At 73.1% G+C, this 21,711-nt stretch carries 1 protein-coding gene; it reads right to left on the bottom strand.

What is annotated here, in order from left to right; genetic code table 11:
- Positions 1-8: 8 nt before the first annotated feature.
- Entirely contained in the window at positions 9-21,704 is a 21,696-nt protein-coding gene (locus ACOCEP_RS25735) for an SDR family NAD(P)-dependent oxidoreductase (protein ID WP_482331545.1), read from the bottom strand.
- Positions 21,705-21,711 lie beyond the last annotated feature (7 nt).

Genomic DNA, 21,711 nt, shown 5'->3' with positions numbered 1-21,711 from the left:
GGCCGGGGTCAGAGTTCGTTGTCCAGCAGGGCGAACATGTCGTCGATGGTGTCCACTTCCAGATCCGCGTCGCCGCCGGACGACGGGCGCGTCCGGTCCTGCCACAGGGACACCAGGTTCCGCAGCTTCGCCTCGACCTCGGCACCGTCCGCGCTCGCCAGGTCCACTGTGGACAGCTCGGCTGCGAGCTTGTCGATCCCGGAGGCCAAGCCGGTGTCCGCGGCCGGGATCACTTCGGACTGCAGGAACTTGGCGAGGTCGTCCGGGGTCGGGTAGTCGAAGATCAGCGTCGCGGGAAGACGCAGCCCGGTGGCCGCGTCGAGCCCGTTGCGCAGCTCGACCGCGGTCAGCGAGTCGAAGCCCAGTTCGGTGAACGCCCGGCCCGGCTCGATCGAGTCCGCGCCGTCGTGCCCGAGCGCGGCCGCGGCCTGGCCGCGCACCACCCCGAGCAGCACCAGTTCGGCGTCCGCCTGCGACAGCCCGGCGAGCCGTCGTTTGAGCCCGTCGGCCTGCGCCGCGGCGTCCACCGGTGCGGCACGCCGCACCGGACCGCGGACGAGACCGCGCAGCAGCGGCGGCACCGGTCCGGTCATCGCCCGGAGCCCGGCGACGTCCAGCTTCACCGGCACCGAGACCGGCTCGGCCAGGCCGGTGGCCAGGTCGAACAGCTCCAGTCCCTCGGCGGGGTCGAAACTGCCCACCCCGTCGCGGCCCATGCGGTCCGCGTCGGCCGAGTCGCCCATGCCGTCGGCCCAGAGACCGAAGGCGAGCGACGTCGCCGGGAGGCCGAGGCCGCGGCGGTGGTGCGCGAGCCCGTCGAGGAAGGTGTTCGCCGCGGCGTAGTTCGCCTGCCCCGGCGCGCCGAGCACCCCGGCGGCCGAGGAGAACAGGACGAACATCGTCAGGTCGTGACCGCGGGTCAGCTCGTGCAGGTTCCACGCCGCGTCCACCTTGGGCCGCAGCACCTTTTCCAGCCGTTCGGGGGTGAGCGCGGTGAGCAGGCCGTCGTCGAGGACACCGGCCGCGTGCACCACCCCGGTCAGGCCCGGGGTGCGGTCCAGGACCGCGGCGAGCGCCGCGCGGTCGGCGGCGTCGCACGCCTCGATCCGCACGGTCGCGCCCAGCCCGGTCAGTTCCGCCGCCAGTTCGGCCGCGCCGGGCGCGTCCGGGCCACGGCGGCTGGTGAGCACCAGATCCTTGACGTCGTGCCGGGAGACCAGATGCCTGGCCAGGACCGCGCCGAGCCCGCCGGTGCCGCCGGTGACGAGCACCGTGCCCCCGATCGGGCGGCGCGGCACGGTCAGCACGACCTTGCCGACGTGCTTGGCCTGGGACAGGAAGCGCAGCGCCTCCGGTGCCCGCCGCAGATCCCAGGTGCGGATCGGCAGCGGGGTGAGCGCGCCCTGGTCGAACAAGGCGATCAACTCCTCCCATATCCGCGCGATCCGGTGGTTGCCCGCGTCGATCACGTCGAACGCCTGGTAAGTCACACCGGGATGGTGCCCCGCGGCGCCGCCGTCCGGACGGACGTCGGTCTTCCCCATTTCCACGAACCGTCCACCGCGCGGTAACAGGCGCATCGACGCGTCGATGAAGTCACCCGTCAGGGCGTTGAGGACGACGTCCACACCCTTGCCGCCGGTGGTCTCGAGGAACCGTTCCTCGAAGTCGAGCGTCCGCGACGACGCGATGTGGTCGTCGGCCAGCCCGGCGGCGCGCAGGTCGTCCCATTTGCCCTCGCTGGCGGTGCCGAACACCTCGGCGCCGAGATGCCGCGCGAGCTGCGTGGCGGCCATCCCGACCCCACCGGCGGCGGCGTGGATGAGGACCGACTCGCCCTTCTTCAGTCCGCCGAGGTCGGTCAGCGCGTAGTAAGCGGTGAGGAACACCAGAGGTACCGACGCGGCCTCTTCGAACGTCCAGCCGTCGGGCATCTTGGCCAGCAGATCCCGGTCGGCGAAGGTGAGCGGGCCGAACCCGCCGTGCACCAGGCCCATCACCCGGTCACCCGGCGCGAGGTCGGTCACCTCGGAGCCGACGTCGGTGACGACACCGGCGGCCTCGTAACCGATCCGGCCCGCGTCACCCGGGTACATGCCGAGCACGTTGAGCACGTCGCGGAAGTTCGTCCCGGCCGCCCGGGTGGCGATCCGGACCTCGCGCGGCAGCAACGGTTCGAGCACATCGGGGTAAGGCTCGAAGGAGAGCCGGTCGAGGGTGCCCTTGACGACGCTGTCGAGGCGCCAGGCCGGTTCGTGCCACGGCGGCGCGAGATCCGGCGACGACGCGGCGGTCAGCAGCCGCGCGGCGTGGACGACGCCGTCCCGCACGGCCAGCTGCGTTTCATCGCCCAGCACGGCCAGCGCGGTGTCGAAGTCGGCTTCGGCCGCGTCGAGCAGCACCAGCCTGCCGGGATTCTCGGACTGGGCGCTGCGGACCAGGCCCCACACCGCGGCCGAAGCCGGGTCGACACTGTCCGAAGCAGACACGGCGACCGCGTTCTCGGTGCGCACCACGAGGGTGGCGCCCTTCTCCTCGGCCAGCCATTCCTGCAGCTTCTCCAACGTGCCGCGCAGAAGCGCGTGGGTGGCCGCCGGAGTCTCGCCTGCTTCGGGTACCGCCGAAAGCAGTTCCGTCGCCGTAACCGGGGAGCCGGTCGTGATCGCGGACCAGCCGAGCCGGAACAACGAGTCCGAAGTGGACGGAGAAGCCGGTCCGAGATCGGTGACCTCGCGGAGCAGCAACGATCCCACCGTCAGTACCGGCGCTCCGGCGCCGTCGGTGAGCTCCAGCCGTACCGAGTCGGTCCCGGAGGCGGCGACCCGGACCCGGGCGGCGGTGGCGCCGGCCGCGTGCAGAACGACGTCCCGCCAGAGGAACGGCAACCGGGTGGTCTCGGCGTTGCCCGGCAGCAGACCGATGGCATGCAGCGCGGCGTCGAGCAGGGCCGGGTGCAGGCCGAACTTCCCGGCGTCGGCATGCGCCACCGCGGGCAGTTCGAGGTCGGCGCAGACCTCGTCGTCCACGAGCCAGGCGGCGGTGAGGCCTCGGAAAACCGGCCCGTACTCCAGGCCCGCGTCGGCGAGCCCCGGATAGAGCTCGGTGACGTCGAGAGCCTTGGCTCCGGCGGGCGGCCACGCGGTGTCCTTGGCCGCCGGGTCCGCGTCGCCGGGGGCGAGCAGGCCGGTCGCGTGCTCGGTCCACGGGGCCTCGTCGAGCCGGGAGTGGATCGACACCGGACGCCGTCCGTCGTCGTCCGCGGCGCCGACCACGACCTGCACGGCGAGCCCGCCGGTCTCGGGCAGCACCATCGGCGCGGCGATGGTCAGTTCGGCGACGCGGGCGCAGCCGAGTTCGTCGCCGGCCCGGACGGCGAGTTCGACCAGGGCCGCGCCGGGGACCAGCACGGTGCCGAGCACCGCGTGATCGGCCAGCCACGGCTGTGCCGCGCGGGAAAGCCTGCCGTAACCGACGAGACCGTCCTCACCCGCCGTCGGCACGGTCGCCCCGAGCAGCGGGTGCCCGGCCGCGGCCAGGCCCAGCCCGGCGGCGTCCCCGGCGACGGCGGGCGGATCGAGCCAGAACCGCTCGCGCTGGAACGCGTACGTGGGCAGCGGGACGGCACGGGCGCCGGTGCCGTCGAAGAACTTCGTCCAGTCGACCTCGGCCCCGGCCGCAATTAGTCGGCTAAATGCGTGGGCGGCAGTGCGTCGCTCGTCGCGATCCTTGCGCAGGAGCGGGACGAACATCGCGTCGGGGGCGCTGTCGAGGCCCATCGCAGAGAGCACGCCGTCCGGGCCCAACTCGGCGAACCGGGTGACGCCCGCTTCGGTGAGCGCGCGGACGCCGTCGGCGAAGCGGACGGTCTCCCGCACGTGGCGCACCCAGTGGCCCGGGTCGGTCAGATCAGCCGCTTCGGTCACTGTGGACACGATCGGGATCCGCGGTTCGGCGTAGCTCAAGCTTTCCGCCACTTCGGCGAACTCCGCCAGCATCGGCTCCATCAGCGAGGAATGGAACGCGTGCGAGACGACCAGCGCCTTGGTGCGGCGGCCTTCCTTCGCGAACCTGTCGGCGACCGCACGGACCGGGCCGTCCACACCGGACAGAACTATCGCCTGCGGACCGTTCACCGCCGCAAGGCAGACCTCGTCCGACAGGTACCCGCGCACCTCGTCCTCGGACGCCTGGACCGCGACCATCGCGCCGCCCTCGGGTAGCGCCTCCATCAACCGGCCGCGTGCTTCGACGAGCTTCGCCGCGTCCTCCAGGGAGAACACCCCGGCCACGTGGGCCGCGGCGATCTCACCGATCGAATGCCCGGCCAGGAAATCGGGCCGGATCCCCCACGACTCCACGAGCCGGAACAACGCCACTTCGAGGGCGAAGATCGCGGGCTGCGCCGTACCGGTGCGATCGAGGTCGCCGTCGAGCGGGAGCAACGCGGCGACCTCGTCGTAAGCCGCCGCGAACACCGGGAACGCCTCGTAGAGCCCCCGGCCCATGCCGAGCCGTTGGGAACCCTGCCCGGTGAACAGCAGCGCCAGTTTTCCTTCCGTGGCACGGCCGGTGACGACCTCCGGGGTGCTCCGGCTACCGGCGAGCGCGGCCAGCGCGGTGCGCAGCGTGTCGGCGTCGCCGGTGAGCACGGCCCTCCGCTCGAACGCGGTCCGGGTGGCCGCCAGCGCGTAGCCGATGTCGACCGGGTCGGCGAATCCGACGGTGCCGAGAAGCCGTCCGGCCTGGGCTCGGAGCGCGTCTTCGGTGCGGGCGCTGAGCACCCACGGCAGCAGCGACGGCACCGCCGAGGCTGTGTGCTTTTCGGGATCCGGGCCCTGCTCCAGGATCACGTGCGCGTTGGTGCCGCTGATCCCGAACGCCGACACCGCCGCCCGCCGGGGACGGCCCGCTTCCGGCCACGGCCGCGCCTCGGTGAGCAGCCGGACCTCGCCCGCTTCCCAGTCGACGTGCGGGGACGGCTCGTCGACGTGCAGGGTCGCGGGCAGGACTCCGTGCCGCATCGCTTCGACCATCTTGATGATCCCGGCGAGACCGGCGGCGGCCTGCGTGTGGCCGATGTTGGACTTCACCGAGCCCAGCCACAGCGGTTCTTCGCGGTCCTGGCCGTAGGTGGCCAGCAACGCCTGCGCCTCGATCGGGTCGCCCAGCGCCGTCCCGGTGCCGTGCGCCTCAACGGCGTCCACAGTGGACGATTCGACACCCGCCGCGGCCAGCGCGCGGCGGATCACCCGCTGCTGCGACGGACCATTGGGCGCGGTCATGCCGTTGGACGCGCCGTCCTGGTTGACCGCGCTGCCGCGCACGACCGCCAGCACGTGACGCCTGTTGCGGCGTGCGTCGGAAAGCCGTTCCAGCAGCAGGAATCCGGCGCCCTCGGCCCAGGCGGTGCCGTCGGCCGCGGCCGCGAACGGCTTGCAACGGCCGTCGGCGGCCAGGCCCCGCTGACGCGAGAATTCGATGAACGGGTTCGGGCTGGCCATCACGGTCGCACCGCCGACCAGCGCCAGCCCGCATTCACCCGAGCGCAGCGCCTGCGCCGCCCAGTGCAGGGCGACCAGCGAAGACGAACACGCCGTGTCGACCGACACCGCCGGGCCTTCGAGCCCGAAGGTGTACGCGACCCGGCCGGTCAGCACGCTGCTCGCGCTACCGGTGCCGAGCAGGCCTTCCATCCCGTCCGGGGTGGCGGTCAGCCGGGAGGCGTAGTCGTCGTACATGACGCCCGCGAACACGCCGGTGGCGCTGCCGCGCAGCGAGACCGGGTCGATCCCCGCCCGCTCGAACGCTTCCTGTGCGGTCTCCAGCAGCAACCGCTGCTGCGGGTCGACGGTGACCGCCTCCCGCGGCGAGATTCCGAAGAACTCGGCGTCGAAGTCGGCCGCGTCGTGCAGGAAGCCGCCCTCGCGGGCGTAGCTGGTGCCGGGGTGGTCGGGGTCCGGGTGGTACAGCCGGTCGAGATCCCACCCGCGGTCGGAGGGGAACGGCGTGATCGCGTCGGTTCCCTCGGCGACCAGGCGCCACAGGTCTTCCGGCGAGCTCACCCCGCCGGGGAACCGGCAGCTCATCGCCACGATGGCGATCGGCTCGTCCGGCTCGGCGACCCGGACCGGCTCGGTGTCCACACCTGCTTCGTCACCGGCCAGTTCGCCGCGGATGTGGGTCGCCAGCGCCACCGGGTTCGGGTGGTCGAACACCAGCGTGGCGGGCAGCCGCAATCCGGTCGCCTCACCGAGCCGGTTGCGCAGTTCGACGGCGGTGAGCGAATCGAAGCCGAGTTCGGTGAACGCGCGACCGGCCTCGACCGACGTGGCGGTGCCGTGTCCGAGCACGTCGGCGACGTGGCCACGGACGAGGTCGACCAGATGAGACAGCTGATCGGCGGGCGAAAGACGGGCGAGCGTCGCGGTCAGCCCGGCGGCCGCCGCGGCGTTGGCCGCGCCCCGCCGCTTCGGCACCCGGACCAGACCGCGCAGCGCGGGAGCGGGCTCGCTCGTGCGGGCCAGCGTGCGCAACGTCGCCAGGTCGAGCTTGACCGGCACCGGGACCGGCGTCGAGGCGGCCAGCGCGGCGTCGAACAGCGCCAGACCTTCTTCGTCGGTCAGCGCGCCGAAACCGGCACGGGCCAGACGGTCCACATCGGACTGACCGCCCATGCCGTTGGCCCACAACCCGTACGCCAGCGAACGAGCGGGCAGGCCTTCCGCGTGACGGCGGCGCGCGAGGTCGTCGAGCAGGGCGTTGGCCGCGGCGTAGCTGGCCTGCCCCGGGCCGCCGAGGATCCCGGAAACCGAGGACACCAGCACGAACTGGGTCAACGGCCTGCCGAGGGTGAGTTCGTGGAGTGCGAGAGCCGCCTCGGCCTTGGGCCGCAGCACGGTGTCGAAGCGCTCCGGGGTCAGCTCGGTGACGACGCCGTCGTCGAGCACACCGGCGGCGTGCACGATGCCGGTGAGGTCTTCGATCCCATCGAGCAGCGCGGCGAGCGCGTCGCGGTCGGTGACGTCGCAGGCGACGACCTCGGCGCCGAGCTCTTCCGCCAGCTCCGCGGCGCCGGGCGCGTCGAGGCCGCGGCGGCTGGTGAGCACCAGCCGGGTGACCCGCGGCGCGAGATGCCGGGCGATGGCCGCTCCGACCCCGCCGGTACCGCCGGTGACGAGAACCGTGCCCTCGCCCCAAAGAGCGGGTTCTCCCGCCGTGGTCCTCGCGAGCCGTGGGGCTTCCGCGACGCCGTCGCGGATCCGGACCTGCGGTTCGCCGGTGGCCAGCGCCTTCGCCACGTCATCCCCTTCGAGGACGACGAACCGGTCCGGGTGCTCCGACGCGGCGGTGCGGACGAGCCCGCGGACGGCGGCTCCCGCCGGGGTGGCGCCGGTGCGCACCACCAGGCGCGGCCCGCCGTCGGCGAGGAATTCCTGGACGGCGGCGAGCGTCGCGGCGAGCGCGGCGCGCGGCTCGCCGTCCGGCGCGGTGAAGACCTCGACGTCTTCGCCGGCTTCGCCGTCGGCCGGCACTTCGACCCAGGTGAGCTCGTAGAGCGAATCCGTGCCGCGCTGCCTCGGTGCTTCCGCGGCCCGGACCGCGACGGTGCCGATCGTGGCGACGGGCGCACCGGTGGTGTCGGTGGCCAGCAAGGAGAATCCGGATCCGGCGGGCGTGACCCGGACCCGGAGCGCGGTGGCGCCGGTGGCGTGCAGGGTGACGTCGCCGAACAGGAACGGCAGGCGGGTGCCCTCCCCCGGTGTGAGCCCCAGAGTGTGCAGCGCGGCGTCGAGCAGTGCCGGATGCAGGCCGAAGCCGTCGACTTCGGTTCCCTCCGGCAGCTCGACCTCGCCGAACACGGTGTCGCCGTCGCGCCAGGCGGCGGTCAGCCCGCGGAACGGCGGGCCGTAATCGAGGCCCGCGGCCGCCATGTCCGCGTACAGCCCGTCGAGGGGGATCGGCTCGGCTGCGGGCGGCCACTCGGTGAGGCCGGACGGCACGGTGGCCGCCTCGGGAGCGAGGGTGCCGGTGGCGTGCTCGGTCCACTCCCCTTGCGGGGCACGGGAGTGCACCGAAACCGGGCGTCGTCCGCCCGTGCCCGCCGCGCCGACGAGCACCTGGACGTCCAGCGCGCCGTGCGGCGGCAGCACCAGCGGCGCGGCCAGGGTCAGTTCCTCCACGCCTCCGCAGCCGGCTTCGTCACCGGCGCGGACCGCGAGTTCGAGCAGTCCGGTGCCGGGGACGAGCACTTCGCCGAACGCGGCGTGCCCGGCCAGCCACGGATGCGTGGTGATCGCAAGGCGTCCGGTGAGGACCCAGCCGTCGCCGTCGGCGAACGGCACGGCGGCGCCCAGCAGCGGGTGCCCGGCGGCCTGGAGCCCGGCCGTGGTGACGTCGCCCGCGCCGGATCCGGCGGCGAGCCAGAAGCGGCGGCGGTCGAACACCGACGTCGGCAGGTCGACGACACGGGCACCGGTCGGGCGGAACACGGCGGCCCAGTCGACGGCGACACCGCGGGTGTACGCGGCGGCCAGCGTGGTGAGCGCGGTCTCCGCCTCGTCGCGGTCGGCGCGCAGGAACGACGCCGCGAACGTGTCCGGGCCGTCGTCCGCGAGCGCGGTCAGCACGGCGGCCGGGCCGACTTCGAGGAACTTGGTAGCCCCGGTCTCGCGCAGCCACGCGAGCCCGGCCGAGAACCGGACGGTGGCGCGGACGTGCTCGACCCAGTACTCCGGCTCGGCGACCCGGCCGGTGGACTCTCCGTCCACAGTGGACACGAACGGGATCACCGGGGCCGAGAAATCGAGCTCCCGGACCACGGCGGCGAACTCGTCGAGCATCGGCTCCATCAGGGCCGAGTGGAAGGCGTGCGAGACGTCCAGGCGCTTCGTGCGGCGGCCGAGTTTCTCGAACTTCTTGGCCAGTTTGAGCGTCGGCGACGCGGCACCCGACAGCACGACCGCGTCGGGGCCGTTGACGGCGGCCAGCGACACCTTCGGCGTCAGGTGCTCGCGCACCTCGTCCTCGCTCGCCTGGACCGCGACCATCGCGCCGCCCTCGGGCAGCGCCTCCATCAGCCGTCCGCGCGCCTCGACGAGTTTGGCCGCGTCCTCCAGCGAAAGCACGCCCGCCACATGCGCGGCGGCGATCTCGCCGATCGAATGCCCGGCCACGAAGTCGGGCACGATGCCCCACGACTCGGCGAGCCGGTACAGCGCGACCTCCAGCGCGAAGATCGCGGGCTGCGCGGAACCGGTACGGCTCAGGTCACCGCCGGCCGGGAGCAGCGCCGCGACCTCGTCGTAAGCCGCCGCGAACACCGGGAACGCTTCGTAGAGCCCCCGGCCCATACCGGGACGCTGCGATCCCTGACCGGTGAACAGGAACGCCGTCCGGCCGGGCAGTACCCGTCCGGCGACCACCGACGGCATGGCGGTGCCTTCGGCCAGCGCTTCGAGGCCGGCGCGGAGTTCCGCGTCCGTAGTGCCGAGGACGACGGCGCGCCGCTCGTGCGCGGTCCGCGTCGTGGCGAGAGCCAGGCCGACATCGACCGGTTCACCGTCGCGGCCGAGCAGTCGCCCCGCCTGTTCGCGCAGGGTGTTCTCGGCGCGGCCGGAGAGCACCCACGGCACGAGCGCGGGAGCCACGACCTCGCGCGGGGCAGGTGTTTCGGCCGGAGGCTGTTCGAGGATGACGTGCGCGTTGGTCCCGCTGATCCCGAAGGACGACACGGCGGACCGCCGCGGCCGTCCGGTCTCCGGCCACTCCCGGCCTTCGGCGAGCAGCTCGACGTCACCGGCTTCCCAGTCGACGTGCGGGGTCGCCTCGCCCAGGTGCAGCGTCGGCGGCAGGACCCCGTGACGCATCGCCTGGACCATCTTGATGATCCCGGCGACACCCGCCGCGGCCTGCGTGTGGCCGAAGTTCGACTTCACCGAACCGAGGTACAACGGTTCGCCGTCACGCTCGCGGCCGTACGTGGCCAGAAGCGCCTGCGCCTCGATCGGGTCGCCCAGCGTCGTACCGGTGCCGTGCGCCTCGACGGCGTCCACAGTGGACGACGGGACACCGGCGGCGGCGAGCGCCTGACGGATCACGCGCTGCTGCGAAGGACCGTTCGGGGCGGTGAGGCCGTTGGACGCGCCGTCGGAGTTGACCGCCGAGCCCTTGACGACCGCGAGCACGCGATGCCCGTTGCGGCGCGCGTCGGAAAGCCGTTCCAGCACGAGCATCCCGGCGCCTTCGGCCCAGCCGGTGCCGTCGGCGTCGGCCGAGAAGGACTTGCAGCGGCCGTCGGCGGCGAGGCCGCGCTGCCGCGAGAACCCGATGAAGGTCTCGGGTGTCGCCATCACCGTGACACCACCGGCCAGCGCCAGCGAGCACTCCCCCGACTTGAGCGCCTGCGTCGCCCAGTGCAGGGCGACCAGCGACGAGGAGCACGCCGTGTCGACCGAAACCGCCGGCCCTTCCAGCCCGAGGGTGTAGGCGACGCGGCCGGACAGCACGGAACCCGAGGTGCCGGTGCCGAGGAAACCCTCGACGTCGTCGGGAACGTCGTCGCCGAGCCGGGTGCCGTAGTCGTGGTACATGACACCGGCGAACACCCCGGTCGGGCTGCCCTTGAGCGACGCCGGATCGGTGCCGGAGCGTTCGAGCGCCTCCCACGCGACTTCGAGCAGCAGCCGCTGCTGCGGGTCCATCGCGAGCGCTTCCCGCGGCGAGATCCCGAAGAACTCCGGATCGAAGTCGCCCGCGTCGTGCAGAAAACCGCCCTCACGGGTGTAGGTCTTGCCCGGCCGGTCGGGGTCGGGGTCGTAGATGCCGTCGACGTCCCAGCCGCGGTCCTCGGGGAACCGGGTCACGCCGTCGCGGCCGCCGGCCACGAGGTCCCACAGCTCTTCCGGAGACGTCACGCCGCCCGGATAGCGGCAGGCCATGCCGACGATGACGATCGGGTCGCCGTCGGCGCGGGCGGCGGTGAAGACCGGGGTCGTGTCGGCGGGTTCGTCGAGCAGTTCGGCGAGCAGGAATTCGGCCAGCGCGACCGGGGTCGGGTGGTCGAAGGTGAGGGTCGCCGGGAGCCGCAGCCCGGTGACCGTGCCGAGCCGGTTGCGGAACTCGACCGCGGTGAGCGAGTCGAAACCGAGGTCACCGAAGGCGCGGTCGGCTTCGACGGCGTCGGGGCTGGGGTGGCTGAGGACCTGCGCGGCCTCGGTGCGGACCAGTTCGGTCAGCAGGCGCGTCCGCTCCCCGGCGGGCACGCCCGCGAGACGCTGCCGCAGGCCCACGGCTTCCGCTTCCTCCGCCGCACGGCGACGTCGTGGCCGGACCAGGCTCCGCAGCACATGCGGGACCTCGGTCTCCGCCCGCAGCGCGGCCAGGTCGAGCTTGGCCGCGACGGGCCGCGGGTCGTCACCGAGAGCCAGCAGATCGAACAGCTCCAGCCCGGCTTCCACGGGCAGCGCCGCGCCGCCGCGGCCCTCGCCCATGCCGGTTTCCCAGAGGCCGTAGGCGATCGACGTACCGGGAAGCCCCTGGGCGCGCCGGAGGGTGACGAGCCCGTCGAGGTAGCCGTTGGCGGCCGCGTAGTTCGCCTGACCGGCGGCGCCGAGGGCACCGGCGATCGAGGAGAACGTGACGAACAGCTTCAGGTCCGAGGTCAATTCGTGCAGATGCCACGCGGCTTCGGCCTTCGGTCCTGCCACGGCGGCGAGCCGCTCGGGTGTCATCGCGGAGAGGACACCGTCGTCGAGGACGCCCGCCGCGTGCACCACCCCGCTGAGCGGCGGTTCGGCGAGGGCGAGGACGGACTCCAGCTGGGACCGGTCGGCGACGTCGCAGGCGGCGATCGTCACTTCCGCGCCGAGGGCGGTGAGCTCGTCCCGCAGTTCTTCGGCGCCGGGGGCGTCGGCGCCCCGGCGTCCGGCCAGGAGCAGATGCCGGACACCGTGCCGCTCGACGAGCCGACGGGCGACGTGCGCACCGAGTCCGCCGGTACCGCCGGTGACCAGCACGGTCCCGTCGAGCGTCCAGTCGGGATCGGCCGTGGCGCGGGACCTCGTCAGCCGGGGAACACGCGGACCGTCGTCGGTGAGCATGATCTCGGGCTCACCGGTGGCGGCCGCGATCCGGGCGTCACCGGAACCGTGGACCAGGACGAACCTGTCCGGATACTCGGCCTGCGCGCTGCGCACCAGTCCGGCGGCGGCGGCGTGCTCCGGGCTGTCGCCGGACAGGTGCACGACGAGCCGGTCTTCGGCGGCCTGCAACGCCTCCAGGGTCGCCTCGACCGACGCGGCTTCGTACACGGCGACGTCTTCGGCCTGCGAAGGCAGCGCGACGGGAATCCAGTCGATGCCGAACAGCGCGTCGGAGGCGGCGCTGGGCAGTGGCCCGTCACCGACCGGCCGCAGGCTCAGCGACGCGACCGAGAGCACCGGCGCACCGGCGCCATCGGTGACACGCAAGGAGACTGCGTCCTGACCGGCCGGGGTGAGCCGGGCCCGCAGGATGGTCGCGCCGGTGGCGTGCAACGCCAGCCCGGCCCAGGAGAACGGGAGCCGCGCCGGGCCGCCGGTCAGGCCGACCGCGTGCAGAACGGCGTCGAGCAGGGCCGGGTGCAGGCCGAATCCGCGGACGTCGGTGCCCTCGGGCAGCGCAACCTCGGCGAAGACTTCGTCGCCCTGGCGCCAGGCGGCCCGCAGCCCGCGGAACGGGTCCCCGTAGGTGAGCCCGGCGTCGGCGAGCGTGGAGTAGAAGCCATCCAGGTCAACAGGTTCCGCGCCGGGCGGCGGCCATTCCGGCTCCGCGGCGGGCTCCTGGACGGCCGTGGTGAGCGAGCCGGTGGCGTGCAACGTCCAGTCGCCGTCCTCGGGACGGGAGTGCACCGCCAGGGCACCACTGTCCGAAAGGGACACTCGCAGCTGTACCGGGGCCGAGGTGAGCACGAGCGGTGCCTGCAGCGTCAGTTCTTCGACGGTGCCGCAGCCGATCTCGTCACCCGCCCGCACGGCCAGTTCGGCGAACGCGGTGCCGGGCAGCAGGACGGCGTCGCGGACGCGGTGCCCGGCCAGCCACGGCTGTTCGTCGAGCGACAACCTGCCGGTGAGCACGATCCCGCCGCGTTCGGGCAGCGCGACGGCGGCGCCGAGCAGCGGATGGTCGAGCGCGCCGAGGCCGAGCGCGGTGGCGTCGCCGGATCCCGGTGGGGCCAGCAGCCAGAAGCGACGGCGCTGGAACGGATAGGTGGGCAGGTTCACCGGCCGTGCGCCGCTGCCGCCGAAGAAGCGGTCCCAGTCGACGGGGGCACCGGCGGCGTGCACGGCACCCAGCGCGGTCATCGCGGTCCGGGCCTCGTCCTGATCCTTGCGCAGCGCGGGCACGCAGGCGTCGACCAGCGCGCTGAGCACGGCGTCCGGTCCGAGTTCGAGGAACGTCGTGGCGCCCTCGGCGGTCAGCGCAGCGAGCCCGTCGGCGAACCGCACGGTTTCGCGGACGTGCCGCACCCAGTACGCCGGGTCGGTCAAATCCGCCGATCCGGCCACTGTGGACACGATCGGGATCCGCGGTTCGTGGTACTCCAGGGATTCCGCGATTTCGGCGAACTCCGCCAGCATCGGCTCCATCAGCGCCGAATGGAACGCGTGCGACACCACGAGATGCTTGGTGCGGCGCCCCTCCTTCGCGAACCGGGCGGCGACCTCGCGAACCGGACCATCCACACCGGACAGAACGATCGCCTGCGGACCGTTCACCGCGGCCAGGCACACCTCGTCCGACAAGTACTCGCGCACCTCGTCCTCGGACGCCTGCACCGCGACCATCGCCCCACCCTCGGGCAACGCCTCCATCAACCGGCCACGCGCCTCGACCAGCTTCGCCGCGTCCTCCAGCGACAACACCCCGGCCACGTGCGCCGCCGCGATCTCACCGATCGAATGCCCGGCCAGCAGGTCCGGGGTGACACCCCAGGACTCGAAGAGCCGGAACAGCGCCACTTCCAGCGCGAAGATCGCGGGCTGCGCCGTACCGGTGCGGTCGATGTCGCCGTCGAGCGGGAGCAACGCGGCGACCTCGTCATACGCCGCCGCGAACGTGGGGAAGGTCTCGTAAAGCCCTTGCCCCATACCGGCGCGCTGGGAGCCCTGGCCAGTGAACAGGACCGCGAGCCTGCCGGTGACCGCCCGCCCGGAGACGACGTTGGCGGCCCGGCCGGTGTCGGCGAACGCGGCCAGCCCGGCGCGCAGCACCGACGGGTCGGCCCCGACGACGACCGCGCGACGTTCGTGCGCAGTGCGGGCGGTGGCGAGCGTCCAGGCGACGTCGAGCGGGTCGGCCGTCAGGTCCGCGAGTCGTGCGGCCTGCGCCCGCAGGGCTTCCTCGGAACGTCCGGAAAGGACCCAGGGCAGCATCGCGGGCTGTGCGGCCGGCTTATCGGTCTCGGGTGCGGGAACGTGTTCGAGCACGACGTGCGCGTTGGTCCCGCTGAACCCGAACGAGGACACCCCCGCCCGGCGCGGACGGCCGGTCTCCGGCCAGCCCGCGGACTCGGTGGCCACGCGGATCGCGCCGGTCTCCCAGTCGACCTGGGCCGAGGGCGCGTCGACGTGCAGTGTCGCGGGGACGACGCCGTGCCGCATCGCCTCGACCATCTTGATCACCCCGGCCACGCCCGCCGCGGCCTGTGTGTGCCCGAAGTTCGACTTCACCGAGCCGAGCAGCAGCGGCTCTTCGCGGTCCTGGCCGTAGGTGGCGAGCAGGGCCTGCGCCTCGATCGGGTCGCCCAGCCTGGTTCCGGTGCCGTGCGCTTCGACGACGTCGACGTCCGAAGTGGACAGTCCGGCGTTGGCGAGTGCCTGCCGGATCACGCGTTGCTGCGAAGGCCCGTTCGGCGCGGTGAGACCGCTGGACGCGCCGTCCTGGTTGACCGCGGAACCCTTGAGCAGCGCGAGGACCGGATGCCCGTTGCGGCGCGCGTCGGACAGCTTCTCCAGCAGCACGAACCCGGCGCCCTCACCCCAGCTGACGCCGTCGGCCCCGTTGGCGAACGCCTTGCAGCGGCCGTCGACCGCCATCGCGTTCTGCTTGCTGAAGTCGACGAACGGGTCGGGGTTGGCCATCACCGTGACACCGCCCGCCAGCGCGAGCGAGCACTCCCCCGACCGCAGCGCCTGGCTCGCCAGATGCATCGCGACCAGCGACGACGAGCACGCCGTGTCCACCGATACGGCGGGCCCCTCGAATCCGAAGGTGTACGAGACGCGGCCGGACATCATCGCGCCGGACGTGCCGGTGCCCAGGAAACCTTCGACCTCCTCCGGGATCTTCGTCAGCCGGGAGGCGTATTCGTGGTAGATCGCGCCGGTGAAGACGCCGGTGTCGCTGCCGCGCAGGGTGCCCGGCGGAATCCCCGCGCGTTCGAAGGCCTCCCACGCGATCTCCAGCAGCAACCGCTGCTGCGGGTCCATCGCGAGGGCCTCTCGGGGCGAGATGCCGAAGAACTCCGGGTCGAAGTCGCCCGCGTCGGGCAGGAATCCGCCCGTCCGGGTGTGCGAGACGCCCTGTTTGCCCGGCGTCGGGTCGAACAGGGCCGCCAGGTCCCAGCCACGGTCGGTGGGGAACTCCGTGAGCCCTTCGCGGCCCTCGGAGACCAGGCGCCACAGGTCTTCCGGCGTGTTCACGCCACCGGGGAACCGGCAGCTGGTCGCGACGATCGCGATCGGCTCGCCGTCGTCGGTGACGCGGGCACGGGTACGCGGTCCGGCGGTCAGGTCACCGAGGAGTTCCGAACGCACGTATCCGGCGAGCGCGACCGGGGTCGGATGGTCGAAGATCACCGTCGACGGCAGCCGCAGGCCGGTCACGGAGCCGAGCCGGTTGCGCAGCTCGACCGCGGTCAGCGAGTCGAAACCGAGGTCCATGAACCCGCGGCCGGGTTCGACGGTGGCCGCGTTGACGTGCCCGAGCACGAGGGCGACCTGGGTGCGGACGAGGTCCAGCAGTTCGCGGTCCTGGTCGGCCTCGGTCAGCCCGGCGAGCCGCCTGGCCAGCGACGAATCCTGCCCACCGCCCGATTTCGCGGTCCGGCGGCCGGGTTTGACCAGCGCGCCGAGCAGCGGCGGGAGCGGCCCGGACGCGGCGAGCACGGGCAGGTCCAGTCGCACCGGGATGGCCAGCGGCGCCCCGGCGGCGATGGCGGCGTCGAACAGCGCGAGGCCGTCCTCGACGGCGAGCGCGGGAGTTCCCCCGGCGCGAAGGCGCGCGAGGTGGGCCTCGCCGAGGGTTTCCGCCATGCCCGCGGCCCACGGTCCCCAGGCCAGCGATTGCCCGGCCAGGCCGAGCGAACGGCGGTGGGCGGCGAGACCGTCGAGGTAGCCGTTGGCCGCCGCGTAGTTGCCCTGCCCCGGCGCGCCGAGCACGCCCGCCGCCGAAGAGAAGGTGACGAACAGTTCCGGGTCACCGGAGAGTTCGTGCAGATGCCGGGCCGCGTCGGCCTTCGGTCCGAGCACGAAGTCGAGCCGCGCCTGGGTGAGCGCGTCGATGGTGCCGTCGTCCAGGACACCGGCGGCGTGGACGACACCGGTCAGGTCGACGCCGTCCAGCAGCGCCGCCACGGCGTCGCGATCGGAGACGTCGCAAGCGACGACCTTCACGTCGGCATCGAGCTCGGCCACCAACTCCCGCGCGCCGGGCGCGTCCAGGCCACGGCGGCTGGTGAGCAGGAGCTTCCGGACGCCGTGCGCGGTCACGAGATGACGGGCGATCAGGGCGCCGAGACCACCCGTGCCGCCGGTGATCAGCACCGTCCTCTCCGGGTCGAGCGGCCGCGGCATGGTGAGCGCGACCTTGCCGATGTGCTTGGCCTGGCTGAGGAACCGGAACGCTTCCCGCGCCTCACGGACGTCCCACGTCCGGGTCGGCAACGGGGCGAGCGCGCCCGAATCGAACAGGGCGGTCAGCGCGTCCCACATCTGCGCGGTCCGCTCCGGCCCCGCGTCGATCAGGTCGAAGGCCCGGTAGTGGACGCCTTCGGGCTCGCGGATGTCGGTCTTGCCCATCTCCAGGAACCGGCCGCCCGGCGCCATCGTGCGGATCGAGGCGTCGACGAAGTCCCCGGCGAGCGCGTTCAGGACGACGTCGATACCGCTGAATCGCTGCTCGAAATCGAGTGTGCGGCTGGAGGCGATGTGCGCGTCGTCCAGACCGGCGTCGCGCAGCACGTACTGCTTGCTCTCGCTGGCCGTGCCGTAGACCTCGGCGCCCAGATGGCGCGCGAGCTGGGTGGCGGCCATCCCGACGCCACCGGCGGCGGCGTGGATGAGGATCGACTCGCCCGCCTTGAGCCCGGCCAGGTCGACCAGCGCGTAGTAGGCGGTGAGGAACACCAGCGGTGTCGAAGCGGCCTGTTCGTAGGTCCACTCCGCGGGTTTGCGGGTGATCATCGGCCGTTCGGCGACCGCGACCGGGCCGGCGCCGCCGGAGACGAGACCCATCACCTGGTCGCCGGGGCGCAGGTCGGTGACGTCGGCGCCGACCTCGAGGACGGTCCCGGCGAACTCGCTGCCGAGCAGCCCGGCCTCGCCGGGGTACATACCGAGCGCGTTGAGCACGTCGCGGAAGTTGAGCCCGGCGGCGCGGATGGAGACGCGGACGCCCTGCGGGCCGAGCGGCTCGTCGGGCAGCGGCTCCAGGGTCAGGTGGTCGAAGGTGCCCTTGCCGGACAGGCCGAGCCGCCAGTTCCCGGGCGGCGGGAGCAGACGTCCCGTGGATTCGGGCGTGACGAGACGCGGCACGCGGAGTTCGCCGTCGCGGAAGGCGACCTGCGGCTCACCGGAGGCCAGTACGGCGTCGGTCAGCTCGTCGGCGTCGGCGAGCAGGAACCGGTCCGGATGCTCGGACTGCGCGCTGCGCACCAAGCCCCACACCGCGGCGGCCACCGGATCCACATCGGACTGTCCAGTGTGGACAAGAAGTTTCGACGCGGTGAAGCGGTCTTCGGCGAGGAAGGTCCGGAGGACGTCCAGCGCGGCGCCGGTGACGGCGTGCACGTCGTCACCCTCGGCGCGGTACACGACGACCTCGGGCGCCTCGCCGGTGACGTCGGCGAAGCGCGCCCAGCTCGGCGCTTCAGTTTGCGGCGCGGCGATCGGGCGCCAGGCCAGCTCGTACAGACCGTCGCGGGTGGCCACCGGCCGCAACTGACCGGCCGAAACCGGACGGACGACCAGCGAACCGACGGTCGCGACCGGCGCACCGGTGCCGTCGGCAACGCGCAGGCTGACCGCGTCGGCACCGGACGGGGTGAGCCGGACACGCAGTTCGGCCGCGCCGGAGGCGTGCAGGACGACGTCGCTCCACGCGAACGGCAGGCGGGCGGGGCCGTCGCCCTCGGCGAGGGCGTGCAGCGCCGCGTCCAGCAGCGCAGGGTGCAGGCCGAACCTGCCCGCCTGGTCCCGGGCGGCCTCGGGGAGGGAGACCTCGGCGTAGGTGTGGTCGCCGTCGCGCCACAGGGAACGCAAGCCCCGGAAGATCTCGCCGTACTCGAGACCGGCCGCGGCCAGTTCGGCGTAGCGGCCTTCGAGGGACACGGCTTCGGCGCCGGGCGGCGGCCACTCGGTCAGCTCCCGATCCGGCGTGGGAGCGGCCGGGGCGAGCGCGCCCGTCGCGTGCAGTGTCCACTCCCCCGTGCCGTGCGGGCGCGAGTGCACGGTGAGCGACCGATGGCCGGAGTCCTCCGGCGCGCCGGCCCACAGCTGCACCTGGACCGCGCCGCTTTCGGGGAGCACCAACGGGGTTTGCAGCGTCAGTTCTTCCAGTACCGCCAGGCCGGTTTCGTCGGCGGCGCGTACGGCGAGTTCGACCAGCGCGGTGCCCGGCACGACGACCTGACCGTGCACCACGTGGTCGGCCAGCCACGGATGCGTCCGGAGCGAAAGGCTGCCGGTGAACAGGAATCCGCCCGCGTCGGCGACCGAAACGGCCGCACCGAGCAGCGGATGGCCGAGCGAACCGAGGCCCAGACCGGCCGCGTCACCGGCGGCGTGGGTCGCGGGAAGCCAGTAGAACTCGCGCTGGAACGGGTAGGTGGGGAGGTCGACCGGGCGTGCGCCGTCGAACGCGGCGGCCCAGCGGACCCTCCCGCCGTGGACGTGCATGGCGGCCAGCGCGGCGACGAAGGTCTCGGGTTCGGGCCGGTCGCGGCGCAGCGCGGGCACGAACAAGCCCTCGGCGCTTTCCTGCCCCGCGGCCGACAGGATGCCGTCCGGGCCCAGTTCGAGGAAGCGGGTGACGCCCGCGTCGGCCAGCGCGCCGATCCCGTCCGCGAACCGCACGGCTTCGCGCACGTGCCGTACCCAGTAGGCCGGGTCGAGGATTTCGGCGGTGTCGGCGATATGGCCGGTGACGCCCGCGATCAGTGCGATCTTCGGTGTCTTGTAGGTGACCCGGCGGGCGACGGCGGCGAAGTCGTCGAGCATGCCGTCCATCAGCGCCGAGTGGAACGCGTGGGACACCGCGAGGTGCTTGGTCCGGCTGCCCTGCCCGGCGAACACCTCGGCGACGGTCCGCACGGCGTCCTCGGTGCCGGAAACGACGATCGCGCGCGGACCGTTGACGGCCGCGACGTCCGCTCCCGCGACCAGTGCGGCGCGGACCTCGTCCTCGGTCGCCTCGATCGCGCACATCCCGCCGCCGCGCGGCAAGGCGCTCATCAGGCGGCCACGCGCGGCGATCAGCGCGGCCGCGTCTTCCAGCGACCAGACCCCCGCGACGTGCGCGGCGGCGAAGTCGCCGACGGAATGCCCGATCAGGAAGTCCGGGACCACACCCCATGATTCGGCCAGCCGGTAGAGCGCGACCTCCAGCGCGAACAGCGCGGGCTGGGCGTTCGCGGTGTCGTTCAGGGCGTCGGAGTCGTCACCGAAGACGATCTCCCGCACCCCCGGCAGCAGCTCGCAGACCTCGTCGAACGCGGCGGCGAACGCCGGGTACGCCTCATACAGCTCGCGGCCCATGCCGAGCCGTTGCGAACCCTGCCCGGTGAAGCAGACCGCGAGACCGCCGTCGGTCGCTTCAGCGACGCCCGGCTCTCCTTCGGCGACCGCCCTCAGACCCGCGCGCAACGTCTGCTCGTCCCGGCCGGTGACGACGGCGCGATACTCGAAGACGGACCGGGTCGCGGCCAGTGACCAGCCGATGCCGGCCGGGTCGCCCTCGACGCCCAGCAGCGCGCGGGCCTGGGCGCGCAGCGCCGCCGGAGTCCGGCCGGACAGCACCCACGGCACCACCGGCGGAGCGACGGCGTCCACTGTGGACTCTTCGGCCTCGGGTGCCTGCTCCAGCAGGACATGGGAGTTGGTGCCGCTGATGCCGAACGAGGAGACACCCGCCCGGCGGATCTCCCCCGACGGCCAGGGGCGGGCGGAGGTCAGCAGTTCGATCGTGCCCGGCGACCAGTCGACCTGCGGGCTCGGGGCGTCGATGTGGAGGCTCGCGGGAAGGATTCCGTTGCGCAGGGCCAGGACCATCTTGATGATCCCGGCGACCCCCGCCGCGGCCTGGGTGTGCCCGATGTTCGTCTTGACCGACCCGAGCAGCAGCGGGCCGCGCTCGCCACGGTCGCGGCCGTAGGTGGCCTGGAGGGCCTGGACCTCGATCGGGTCGCCGAGCGTCGTACCGGTGCCGTGCGCCTCGACGACGTCCACATCCTTTGTGGACAGTCGAGCGTCGGCCAGCGCCTGGCGGATGACACGCTGCTGCGACGGCCCGTTCGGCGCGGTGAGACCGTTGGACGCGCCGTCCTGGTTGACCGCCGAGCCCCGCACCACGGCAAGGACCGGGTGACCGTTGCGGCGGGCGTCGGAAAGCCGCTCCAGCACGATCATTCCGGCGCCCTCGCCCCACGCGGTGCCGTCGGCCCCGGCGGCGAACGCCTTGACCAGGCCGTCACGGGCCAGGCCGCGCTGACGCGAGAACTCGATGAACGCGTCCGGGCTCGCCATCACGGTGGCGCCGCCGGACAGCGCGAGATCGCACTCACCCGCACGCAGCGCGCGGACCGCGAGGTGCAGCGTGACCAGCGACGCCGAGCACGCCGTGTCGACGGTGACCGACGGGCCTTCCAGACCGAGCACGTAGGAGATCCGTCCGGAAAGGACACTGCCGGAGATACCGGTGCCGAGGTAGCCCTCGACGCCTTCGACCCCCCTGGGCAGGTCACGGCCGTAGTCCTGGCCGTTGGTGCCGACGAAGACCCCCGCGCGGCCACCGGACAGCGAGCTGGGGTCGATCCCGGCGCGTTCCAGCGCCTCCCACGACGTCTCCAGAAGGAGCCGCTGCTGCGGATCCATCGAGACGGCCTCACGCGGCGAGATACCGAAGAACTCCGGGTCGAATTCCCCGGCGCCCTCCACGAAGCCGCCTCGGTCGACGTAGCTGGTGCCCAGGTGGTCCGGGTCCGGGTCGACGAGCGCGCCGACGTCCCAGCCGCGGTCTTCGGGGAACCCGGTGATCCCGTGCTCCCCGGCGGTCAGCAGTTCCCAGAACCGCTCCGGCGTGCGGACGCCGCCGGGGAACCGGCAGCCCATGCCGACGATCGCGATCGGTTCGGCGGCGCGGTCCTCCAGTGCGGCCAGCCTGCCGCGCGTGCGCTGCAGTTCGCCGGTGACTCGCGTCAGGTAGTCGCGAAGCTTGTCGTTCTCACCCACGGTGTCC

The sequence above is a fragment of the Amycolatopsis sp. CA-211722 genome, assembly GCF_056828465.1.
Note: the sequence above shows the minus strand (reverse complement) of the source record. Positions and strands in the feature narration are given on the sequence as shown.